At 42.0% G+C, this 10,637-nt stretch carries 7 protein-coding genes, 1 tRNA gene and 1 pseudogene; 4 read left to right on the top strand and 5 right to left on the bottom strand.

Annotation, left to right across the window (positions count from 1 at the left end; all coding sequences use genetic code 11):
• Positions 1–80: 80 nt before the first annotated feature.
• The 3 genes from rpoB to rpsT all read right to left on the bottom strand — a co-directional run bounded on the left by rpoB (position 81) and on the right by rpsT (position 4,814).
• Positions 81–3,398, bottom strand: a complete 3,318-nt coding sequence (gene rpoB / locus KV40_RS15880; RefSeq protein ID WP_036483472.1) for a DNA-directed RNA polymerase subunit beta — start codon at positions 3,396–3,398, stop codon at positions 81–83.
• A 209-nt stretch (positions 3,399–3,607) separates the two neighbouring features.
• On the bottom strand, positions 3,608–4,420 hold the full coding sequence (locus KV40_RS15875) for a TatD family hydrolase (RefSeq protein ID WP_036483469.1): 813 nt from the start codon (positions 4,418–4,420) through the stop codon (positions 3,608–3,610).
• Positions 4,421–4,517: 97 nt separating this feature from the next.
• A complete protein-coding gene (gene rpsT, locus KV40_RS15870; RefSeq protein ID WP_036483466.1) occupies positions 4,518–4,814 on the bottom strand; it encodes a 30S ribosomal protein S20 in 297 nt (98 codons plus the stop codon).
• Positions 4,815–5,256: 442 nt separating this feature from the next.
• Here rpsT and hisD point away from each other — a divergent pair, with 442 nt between their 5' ends.
• The gene (gene hisD, locus KV40_RS15865) at positions 5,257–6,558 is read left to right on the top strand and encodes a histidinol dehydrogenase (protein ID WP_036483464.1); all 1,302 of its coding nucleotides are present in this window, start codon (positions 5,257–5,259) and stop codon (positions 6,556–6,558) included.
• 2 nt (positions 6,559–6,560) lie between these two features.
• On the opposite strand, the gene KV40_RS15860 is transcribed toward hisD, so the two are convergent.
• Positions 6,561–7,811, bottom strand: a complete 1,251-nt coding sequence (locus KV40_RS15860) for a glycosyltransferase family 1 protein (RefSeq protein WP_036483461.1) — start codon at positions 7,809–7,811, stop codon at positions 6,561–6,563.
• A gap of 59 nt (positions 7,812–7,870) precedes the next feature.
• Here KV40_RS15860 and KV40_RS15855 point away from each other — a divergent pair.
• From KV40_RS15855 to KV40_RS15845, 3 genes are all read left to right on the top strand, one after another.
• Positions 7,871–7,959 (top strand) — tRNA-Ser (locus tag KV40_RS15855).
• Positions 7,960–8,145: 186 nt separating this feature from the next.
• Positions 8,146–9,066 (top strand): bifunctional riboflavin kinase/FAD synthetase, encoded by a 921-nt coding sequence (locus KV40_RS15850; RefSeq protein WP_036483458.1) that lies wholly within the window; start codon positions 8,146–8,148, stop codon positions 9,064–9,066.
• Positions 9,067–9,082: 16 nt separating this feature from the next.
• Positions 9,083–9,976: a phosphorylase gene (locus KV40_RS15845; RefSeq protein WP_036483455.1), complete on the top strand. Its 894-nt coding sequence runs from the start codon at positions 9,083–9,085 to the stop codon at positions 9,974–9,976.
• Between the two features lie 83 nt (positions 9,977–10,059).
• On the opposite strand, the pseudogene KV40_RS37335 reads toward KV40_RS15845, so the two are convergent.
• Positions 10,060–10,206: pseudogene (locus KV40_RS37335) on the bottom strand (glutathione-dependent formaldehyde dehydrogenase); the annotation flags it as partial.
• Positions 10,207–10,637: the final 431 nt, after the last annotated feature.

The raw sequence follows: 10,637 nt of genomic DNA, 5'->3' as shown, positions 1-10,637 counted from the left end.
TCGTACTCGCTCGGAAATGGCGATGAAGGATAAATCCCACTTCATCCTTCATCATTTAATTAATAATTCATCGCTCCAAATTAAGCTTCTCCTTCGGTAATTTCTTCTCGCGATAGAGATTCATAAGTAGGACGGTTGGGAGTGCGTCTGGGGCTATCTGCCATCAAATCTACTTCTACATCGCTACTGCTACCGTCTTCTACGGTTTCTAGTTTGTGTACGGCAATATCCAATCCCAACGATTGAAGTTCGCGCATCAATACCTTAAAAGATTCGGGCGTACCTGGGCGAGGAATGGGTTTGCCTTTAACGATCGCATTGAGTGCTTCATTACGCCCCTGCATATCGTCGGATTTAACAGTGAGTAATTCTTGTAGGGTATATGCCGCACCATAAGCTTCTAACGCCCAAACTTCCATCTCACCGAAACGCTGTCCGCCTTGCTGGGCTTTACCACCAAGAGGCTGTTGGGTAACCAGGGAGTAAGGTCCTGTAGAACGAGCGTGAATCTTGTCGTCTACTAAGTGAACCAGCTTGAGCATATAGGCTTTACCAATAGTTACGGGGCGATCGAATGCTTCGCCAGTACGTCCGTCAAAAACCTTAATTTTACCTGGGTTTTCTGGATCGAACACCCAATCTTTTCCTGGTTTGTAAGACGCTTCTTTGATCTTGCCGTGTACGCTCTCTCTAGAGGCTTCTTTACCATACATTTCATCAAACGGCATCATTTTAAAGCGCATCGCCAGGTTTTCCCCTGCCCAGCCGAGAAGACATTCAAACACCTGACCGACATTCATCCTTGAAGGAACCCCCAGAGGATTGAGGGCGATATCTATTGGGGTACCGTCGGGGAGATAGGGCATATCCTCGATGGGTAAGATACGGGAAATAATTCCTTTATTACCGTGGCGACCAGCCATTTTATCCCCTACCTGAATTTTACGTTTTTGAGCTACGTAGATTCGTACTACCATGTTGGCTCCAGGGGGCAGTTCGTCTCCTTGCTCCCTGGTAAATACTCTAACGTCCACCACTCTGCCTTTTTCGCCGTTAGGAACTCGCAAAGAATTATCGCGAACATCTCTAGCTTTTTCACCAAAAATGGCTCGCAGTAACTTTTCTTCTGGAGGCTGATCTGATTCGCCTTTGGGAGTTACTTTTCCAACTAAGATTTCTCCCGCTTCTACCCAGGCACCAATATGGATGATGCCTCGTTCGTCTAGATGGCGCAGGGCATCTTCACCGACATTGGGAATTTCTCTGGTAATCTCTTCAGGTCCTAGTTTGGTTTGGCGCGCTTCAATTTCATATTTTTCAACGTGAATACTAGTGTATACATCGTCAAATACTAGCCTTTCGCTAATTAGAATCGCGTCTTCGTAGTTATAACCTTCCCAGGGCATATAGGCAATCAGTACGTTCTGCCCTAAAGCCAATTCGCCTCCTTCAGTAGAAGAGCCATCGGCTAGAACCTGTCCTGGCACCACATCTTCACCGATGTAAACTAAAGGTCTTTGGTTCAAGCAGGTATCCTGGTTGGAACGCTGATACTTTTGCAGCTTATAGCTGATTTCGGTTCCCACCTCGGGAGCGTATAGCCCGTTATTGCCTTCTGTAACTCTAACTTTAACTACGGTAGCATCGACGAAGGTAACAATTCCGTGTGTCCGTGAGACTACTACCATGCCCGAGTCTCTGGCCGCCTGTGCTTCTAACCCAGTTCCTACTAAGGGACGTTCGGGACGTAGTAAAGGTACCGCTTGCCGCTGCATATTAGAGCCCATTAAGGCACGGTTAGCGTCATCGTGTTCGAGGAAGGGAATTAAGCTAGTAGCTACCGAAACAATTTGTAAGGGAGATATAGCTACATAGTCAATTTCATCGGGATTACAGGTAGAAAATTCTTGGCGGTAGCGAATGGGAATATTTTCACCGACGATATAACCATCGTCGTCTGTAGCTACGTCTCCAGGAGCAACACGCAAATCGTCTTCTTCATCGGCAGTTAGATAGATCTGCTGCTGGTCATACAAGACTCTGCCATTTTCTACTCGATAGTAAGGAGTAGCAATAAAGCCGTAGTCGTTGACTCGCGCATAGGTGGCCAGCGAACCAATCAATCCTGCATTTGGTCCTTCAGGAGTTTCAACGGGGCAAATTCTACCGTAGTGGGAAGGATGAATGTCGCGAACCGCAAAACCCGCTCTTTCTCTGGTCAAACCTCCAGGACCTAATGCCGACAACCGACGTTTGTGGGTCAATTCTGCCAGAGGATTGGTTTGATCCATAAACTGAGACAGTTGAGAAGAACCAAAAAACTCTTTAATTGCTGCTACCAAAGGTTTGGGGTTAACTAAAGCCGCAGGTGTCAGACTGTTAGACTCGCTGACGGTCATACGTTCGCGAATGATTCTTTCTAAGCGATTCAAGCCGACTCGAACCTGGTTTTGCAACAGTTCTCCTACAGAGCGAACTCGACGATTGCCCAAGTGATCGATATCGTCGGTGCTACCGCCATCAAATTCGAGGTTAATTAAATAATCTACTGCCGCCATAATATCGGTAGTAGTAAGGACTCTGATAGTATCGGGAACTGTAAGTCGCAGCTTTTTATTTAGTTTGTAACGACCTACCCGACCGAGGTCGTAACGTTTGGGATCGAAAAAGCGCGATTCTAGTAGCTGTTGTCCGCCACTTACAGTAGGTGGCTCGCCGGGACGCAGCTTGCGATATAACTCTAGTAAGGCTTCTTCTTCGCTAGGATTACCTTCTTTATCTAAAGTTTTTTGATAGAAGTCAGGATGGCGCAATCCATCGAGAATTTCGTTGTCGCTCAAGCCAATCGCTTTTAACAGTACTTGAGCCGATAATTTGCGAGTTTTATCAATTCGCACCCAAACCAAGCCATTTTTGTCAGTTTCAAATTTTAACCAGGCTCCTCGGTTGGGTATTAAAGAGGCTGAATAGGTTCTACGTCCATTTTTATCAGTTTCGGCTTTGTAGTAAACCCCTGGCGATCGCACGATTTGGTTGACAATTACTCGCTCGGCACCGTTAATAATAAAGGTTCCCCGTTCGGTCATTAACGGTAAGTCCCCGACAAATACCTCCATTTCTTTGATTTCTCCGCTTTCTTTGTCAATCAAGCGCGTGGGAACGTACATTTGCACGTTATAGGTACTGTCGCGGCGTTTGGCTTCTTCCATCGAGTACTTAGGTTCTTTGAGTCGATAGTTTTCGCCAATAAAATGCAGTTCAAACTTCCCCGTATAGTCGGTAATTGGAGAAAAACTGTTAAATTCTTCGATCAATCCTTCTTCTAAAAACCAACGAAAGCTAGAGCGCTGGATTTCAATTAGGTCTGGCAGTAAGTTATTGTGAGCGGTAATGGTCATAATGTTGTTGCTGGTAGAAGAATTTGATAAAGCGATAAATAATAGATTAGCTATTGCTGTTTTTTTATTTTGCCAATTGGTAAAATAAACTCTGACTCAAGTTGCTATCGCTCCTATTTCTGCGTTTGTCGCTTTGGTGAAGGTTTTTACCCCGATATTTTAGAATGGAACTGTGTTTAAAACCCAATAGGCGATCGCCGCAGGTACTTTTACAATTGTGGTGATGAAATTGGCAATGTTTGCTCTAAAGGAATTTTAAATAACCTACAGGCGTTAGCTGTTGTTTGTTTAGCAATGGTCTCTACAGAAACATCTCGCAGCGATGCTAAATGCTCGGCTACGAAACGCACATAGGCAGGTTCGTTGGTTTTTCCTCTTTGAGGTACGGGAGCTAAAAAAGGGCAGTCGGTTTCTATAAGCAGGCGATCGCTAGGAACTATTTTAGCTGAGGCTTTAACCTGTAAAGCATTTTTAAAAGTAACAATACCGCTAAAGCTAATATAAAAACCCAGATCGAGAAACCATTTAGTTTCTCGCTCGTTGCCACTCCAACAGTGCATTACTCCTTTAACCGCTCCCTGAGTTTGCCAAAAATCCTGTAAAACGTTTCTCAATCGCTCGGCAGCATCTCGACAGTGAATAATAACTGGCTTATCCAGTTTTTGAGCTATCTTAAGTTGTTCTCGTAATACTTTTTCCTGTAAACTATAGTCGTTAGCCTTATAAAAATCTAAGCCCGTTTCGCCGATAGCTACAACTCGCGGCTCAGAGCTTGCCAGTGACAGAATTTTAGCGGCAGTGTCTTCCTGCCATTTGTCCGCATCTAAAGGGTGCAAACCAACCGCCATAAACAGTTCGGGAAACTTATCTGTTAGAGACTTTATTCCCCAAAACTCATCTGGCTCTACACAGGAATGCACCAAACGAACTACCTCTGCTTCAGTCCAACGTTTTCTAAGCGAGCCGAGGTTCCCCTGAAAAACATCGAAGTTGATGTGAACATGGGTATCGATTAACTGCATTTACTTGGGGTACTTGCTTGCTGTGATATTTCAAGTGAGATTTTAACGCTTGTAATTTCAATATTCGTCTATAAAGCGATAGTTAAATTTCTAAATTTTAAGAAGCTGCTTGGCTAACTTGAGACAAATGCTTTGCCAGACGCGCCTTTTTTCTAGCTCCGTTGTTTTTGTGCAGTACATTACGCTTAACTGCTTTATCTATCTTACTGTATGCAGCAGACATAGCTTGCCGAGCCTCACTCATATTTTCCGAGTTTGGTTCTGCTGTATAGCGGTCTACAGCATTAAAATATTTTTTCATCAGAGTTCTTACTGCTGACTTATATGCTTTGTTACGAAGCCGATTTCGTTCTGCCGTTCTGATACGTTTGATTGCCGATTTAGAGTTAGCCACAGTTATCTACTAATAATTGTCTTGCTAGTATTTTTATGAAAGATTCTGAGGAAATAGAAATTAAATAAAACTAGATTCTATATGCTAACAAGCTATAAAGATTTTTGTCAACAGATAATAGCCATAGCTATAATGGTTGTCTGGGTACGCTAATAAAAATCTGAAGCGACAACTAAGTTTAGTTTACTCTATATAGTCTATATAGTAAGTACGATCGCTAAAGAGTTAATTCGTTACCCACAAAGAGATTTTATCTCAAGCGCACGACCTACAATATAAATAATACAAGTTAAGCTAAAGATACAGCGAGCATTGTAAGCGCGGAAATTTACAAAAATAGTAGTCAGGTTCGTCTGATATATAGGCAGCATAGAACCAACTGTTATCGAATGACCGAACTTAGCTCGCATTGGGTAGTAACTCCAAGGGACATGAGAACTCGATGCTGCGAATAATCGAACGGCAAGCTGAGGCACAAGCAGAACTCCAGCGAATTAGCAATCGTACGACCGACAACGATATTCAACCTCAAGAAGCAAAGGTAAGAGAAATTATTGCTACCGTCAAATCTGATGGCGATCGTGCCTTGCTCGAATATACCAAAAAATTTGACGGACAAAGTTTAAATGCAGAACAATTAAAGGTAAGTAGTTCCGAGTTGGATGCTGCTTATCGGCATATTTCTCAAGATTTGCTCCATGCCATTCAGTTAGCCTGTCAGAAAATTGAGGCTTTTCATCGTCAACGAGTTCCCAAATCCTGGGTCAAGTTTGAAGATGATGGTGTGGTTTTGGGCAAACGCTACACTCCTGTCGAGCGAGCGGGTTTGTACGTACCTGGCGGTAGAGCAGCTTATCCGAGTACGGTATTGATGAACGCCATTCCCGCTAAAGTTGCCCAGGTACCTCAAATAGTTATGGTGACTCCCCCTGGTTCGGAAGGAGAAATCAATCCAGCCGTTCTAGTTGCGGCTCAGGAGGCAGGAGTAAAAGACATCTATCGTATTGGAGGAGCGCAGGCAATTGGGGCATTAGCTTATGGAACGGAGACAATTCCTAAAGTAGACGTAATTACAGGTCCTGGTAACATTTATGTAACCCTAGCCAAAAAAATGGTTTACGGTACGGTAGGAATAGATTCTCTAGCAGGACCTTCTGAGGTATTGGTAATTGCCGACGAATATGCCAACCCCGTACATGTAGCGGCAGATCTACTGGCTCAAGCAGAACACGATCCCTTAGCAGCAGCAATTCTACTAACTACCGACAGCAATCTAGCCAGAAAAGTCCAAACTGAAGTCAGCAGGCAACTAACAAATCATCCCCGAAAAATTTTAACCGAAAAAGCGATCGCCCACTATGGCTTAATTGTCATAGTTGAGTCGCTTGAAATCGCAGCAGAACTTTCTAATTTGTTTGCCCCCGAACATTTAGAATTGGAAGTAGAACAACCTTGGGAATTAATCGAGCAGATTCGCCATGCAGGAGCAATCTTTATCGGCAATTCTACGCCAGAAGCTGTCGGCGACTATCTAGCAGGTCCCAACCACACCTTGCCTACGTCGGGAGCCGCTCGTTATGCTTCGGCTTTAGGAGTGGAAACGTTTATGAAACACTCTAGTCTTATTGAATACTCTTCTACCGCTTTGAAGAAAATGTCAAGTACGATTCAAATTTTGGCGCAGGCAGAAGGATTGCCTTCTCATGCAGATTCGGTGAAGCTACGAACAGAGAAGCAAGAGTAATATTAGTTGAAAGCGGTTTGATTGATTAGCTTGAGGTAAAGCTGCTCCAATTGAGTAGCTACGCCTTCCCAGCTAAATTTTTCTTCAACTCGCTTTCTGGCATTTTTGCCTAATGTATCGCGCAGTTTGGAATTATTTAAAAGGCGATCGATGGCTATAGCAAATGCTCTAACATCTTTGGCTGGTGCCAGCAAGCCAGTTTCGCCGTCAACTATTGTGTACTGAAGTCCACCTACATTTGATGCAACTACAGGAGTACCGCTAGCCATAGATTCAATTGCTACTAAGCCAAAAGGTTCGTAATGACTGGGAACGACACATACATCAGCAGCAGCATAGTATAGTGGCAATTCTAAATCGCTAATTCTACCTGGAAAAAAAGTTTTTGCTTCTAGCTTCAACTCGACAACAATTGCTTCAATTCTTTCCCTTTCTAGTCCATCGCTTTCGCCAGGACGAGAGCCACCGCCAATAATTAGCTGTAGACGGTCATCGTCTTTCCAACTAGATTTACCAATGGCACGCACTAGAGTTTCAATACCCTTACGTCGGTCAAAACGTCCGATGTAAAAAATAACTTTAGCATTCTTGGGAATTCCTAAATGCGATCGCCCTTCTGTTTGACCGATAGTATAGAAACGTCTGATATCAGTACCACAAGGAATAACTTCGATGTTTCCTAGCTGAGAAACCAAAGAGCGCATGTGTTCTTTTTCTTGCGGGCTAGTAGCAATAATGCAGTCGGCTCGTTCCAAACAGTCTCGTTCTATTTTTAAACGAGTAGCACCAATTTTGGGAATTTCGGTTTCCGTCTGGTATTTTACTGCCCCCAAAGAATGATAAGTATGTATTTGGGGAATCGCTAACTGCTGCCGTAATTGTAGTCCTACCCAGCCTGAAATCCAGTAGTTTGTGTGTATTAAAAAATAGTTTAGTTTTTCCCTGGTTTGAAACTCTAAAAATGAGTTAACAAATTGCGCGCCATAATCAAAAATATCTTGCCGAGGAATAAATTTTTCAGGTCCAGCAGTCAAACGGACGGTACGACAGCGATCGCCATGTTCGACTATTTTGGGCTGTTGCGAACTACTAGCACGGGTAAACATATCTACGTGCCATCCCTGCCTTGCCAGTGCTTCACCGACTTGACGCACGTAAACATTTTGTCCTCCTGCTTCTTCTCTGCCGATTTCGACAGCAGGATCTCCATGTACGGAAATTAGTGCAATGGCTCTAGTCGCTCGATCGTTCATAAGCTGGGATTGTTTACACTTTTGTTAAATCTGCTATAATAATAAGCCATTGGAACCTTGGAGAGGTGGCTGAGCGGTTGAAAGCGGCTCCCTGCTAAGGAGTTATGAGGTGTAAACCTCATCGAGGGTTCGAATCCCTCCTTCTCCGTATCTTTACTTGAATTTAGATTGGTTTTAAAACTGAAAAGCCATCATAAAGCGATTCTACATAAATAGCGACAATTATCCTTGATTGATTGCCAATCGATTTTAGCTCGCGGTCGCTTGCTAAAATAACCATTCAAACTTTATTTTCCGTGTAAGAGTAATGGCAAACTGTGTCAAAATGTAAAGCGTGTGGATTGCATCTTCAATAGAACAGATTAAAACTCCAACAGCGATCGCCCTCGGTAATTTTGACGGCTTACATCAAGGGCATCAAACGGTCTTGGAACCAATTATCAGACTAAAAAGCGATTGTGCTTTATCAATATATCCTTCAGTAGTTAGCTTTTCGCCTCATCCCCGTGAATTTTTTACGGGCAAAAAAATTAAGCTTTTAACTCCCGTTGCCGAAAAAGCACAGCAGTTAGATAGATTTGGCATCGAACAACTAGTTTTGTTACCTTTTAATCGCGAACTGGCTGCTTTAAGCCCAGAACAATTTGTCAGACAAATTTTAGTAGAACAGTTACAGGCTACTCATATTAGCGTTGGGGAAGACTTTCGTTTTGGCAATCAAAGAAAGGGAACGGCAACAAAATTAAAAAGCATTGCTACAAATTTAGGTATCGAAGTATATCTCAACTCGCTACACAAATGTTGGGATAATAGCAAATCGGTTCGGGTTAGCAGTTCTTTAATTCGACAAGCATTAGCTAATGGAGAAGTGGAAAAAGCTAACCTCATGTTAGACCGACCGTATACTTTAATTGGTAAAGTAGTAACGGGACAGCAATTAGGCAGAACTATTGGCTTTCCCACCGCCAATTTGCAGTTATCACCAGACAAGTTTTTGCCACGCTTTGGTGTCTATGCGGTAGATATTTTATTAGAGTCTATCGTAAAAGGCGTAATGAACATTGGCTGTCGTCCTACCGTAGCAGGAAAAGACCCCACTATTGAAGTACATCTGTTAAATTGGTCGGGAGATTTATACGGTCAAACCTTAAATGTAAATTTAAAAAAGTTCTTGCGACCCGAACAAAAGTTTTCTTCTTTAGACGATCTCAAACAGCAAATTACCAAAGATTGCCAAGCCGCACTCACAAATTAATATCTGGTTTTAATCGATGAATTCTGCAAAATTATTAGAATCTGGAACGCTTTGGACAAAACTAAAACAGCAAACTAAATTAGCTCGCGAACGAGGCGCACTTCAGTCAATTAAAACCGAACACAAATTTATCGAACAAGATGGCATTACTTTCGTAGTTCATACTCTATCGAGTTTGGCGCGTAAAGAGACGGCAAAACAAAAACAAAAGCAGCACGAAATTAAAACTGGCAAAAGATCCGATCCTTTTTTACCCTACGAAAAAGATTTGTTTGTAGGTAATCTTTCATCAACACATTTTTGTTTACTCAATAAATTTAATGTTGTCGAACATCATTTACTAATCGTAACTCGTGCTTTTGAAGAACAGACAGATTTGCTCAACTTGAATGATTTTGAAGCTTTACATATCTGTATGCAAGAGATCGACGGTTTAGCTTTTTATAATGGGGGTAAAATTGCGGGTGCATCTCAAGCACACAAACACTTGCAACTATTACCGTTACCAATTATTCCTAACCTTAAAGGGGTTCCCATCGACAAGGCGATCGCTGAAGCTAATTTTAATAGTCCTCTCGCTACAATATCCAACTTTACTTTTCGTCATGCGATCGCTCTATTAGATAAAAATTATACTCCCCAAATGATGCTGGACAACTATTATGCTCTGCTAGAAAAAGTTGGTTTTGACATTGATAAAAATGTTGTTAAACAGCCTGGTGCTTATAATTTGTTGGTAACTAATAACTGGATGTTGCTAGTTCCGCGATCGCAAGAGGCTTATCATGGTATTGCAGTTAACTCACTAGGTTTTGCTGGCTCTTTATTCGTTCGCGATCGCGCCGCCTGGGAATTATTGCAGTCGATCGCACCAATTGAAGTCCTCCATAATGTAGCAATCGAGCTTTAAACAGAAAGAATGTTCGCGATTCAAAGTTTATTTCTCCTGCCAATTGAGAATCGATCGGCTACCAACAGTTTAAAATATTGGTACTAACTTGAAAGAAAAATTAGCAGTAGGAAAAATTCTTTCTGAGTTAAAATCTTGGCTGGATCGACCGTACCGTCGCGAACCAGATCTACTAAAGTTGAAATATACTTGCGATGATTGCAGTTACCCATGTTAATTGTGAGATTTTTTACGATTTTGCCTTAAGGATTAACATTGTCGCACTGCGCCTGATAACCGCTACAACAATAAGAACAATGACCGCAGGCAATTGTAGAGGGAAAGTACCACAGCGATCGCCTTGTTTTAGATTTCGCACGTTAGAACCAATCTTTTCGACAGGTACTTACATATCATGCTATCGACGTTGCTATATTTTATAGTCTTTCTCAAGATAGACATAACGAATATAAATTTACTTTTTGTGTTTAATACAGAGCAATTTAACTAATATTAAACGTTGCTATATCTGTAGAGGTATAGTTTATTTATAACTATGGTTAGAGGAAATAAAATAGAGTGATTTATATATTAAATTTAAGTTTTCAAGTTCTATCAAACTTGTATTGTAAAACTGTTAAAAAATAATTTTTATAAACCTTACAGAGCATAATTTTAATTT

It is taken from the genome of Myxosarcina sp. GI1 (genome assembly GCF_000756305.1).
Classification (GTDB): Bacteria; Cyanobacteriota; Cyanobacteriia; order Cyanobacteriales; family Xenococcaceae; genus Myxosarcina.
This window is presented reverse-complemented; position numbering and strand designations above follow the sequence as displayed.

What these genes read in the sequence shown, in the direction of transcription:
- rpoB (WP_036483472.1), bottom strand. Translation starts at nt 3,398, where the DNA reads ATGACCATTACCGCTCACAATAACTTACTGCCAGACCTAATTGAAATC.
- KV40_RS15875 (WP_036483469.1), bottom strand. Translation starts at nt 4,420, where the DNA reads ATGCAGTTAATCGATACCCATGTTCACATCAACTTCGATGTTTTTCAG.
- hisD (WP_036483464.1), top strand. Translation starts at nt 5,257, where the DNA reads ATGCTGCGAATAATCGAACGGCAAGCTGAGGCACAAGCAGAACTCCAG.
- KV40_RS15860 (WP_036483461.1), bottom strand. Translation starts at nt 7,811, where the DNA reads ATGAACGATCGAGCGACTAGAGCCATTGCACTAATTTCCGTACATGGA.
- KV40_RS15845 (WP_036483455.1), top strand. Translation starts at nt 9,083, where the DNA reads ATGAATTCTGCAAAATTATTAGAATCTGGAACGCTTTGGACAAAACTA.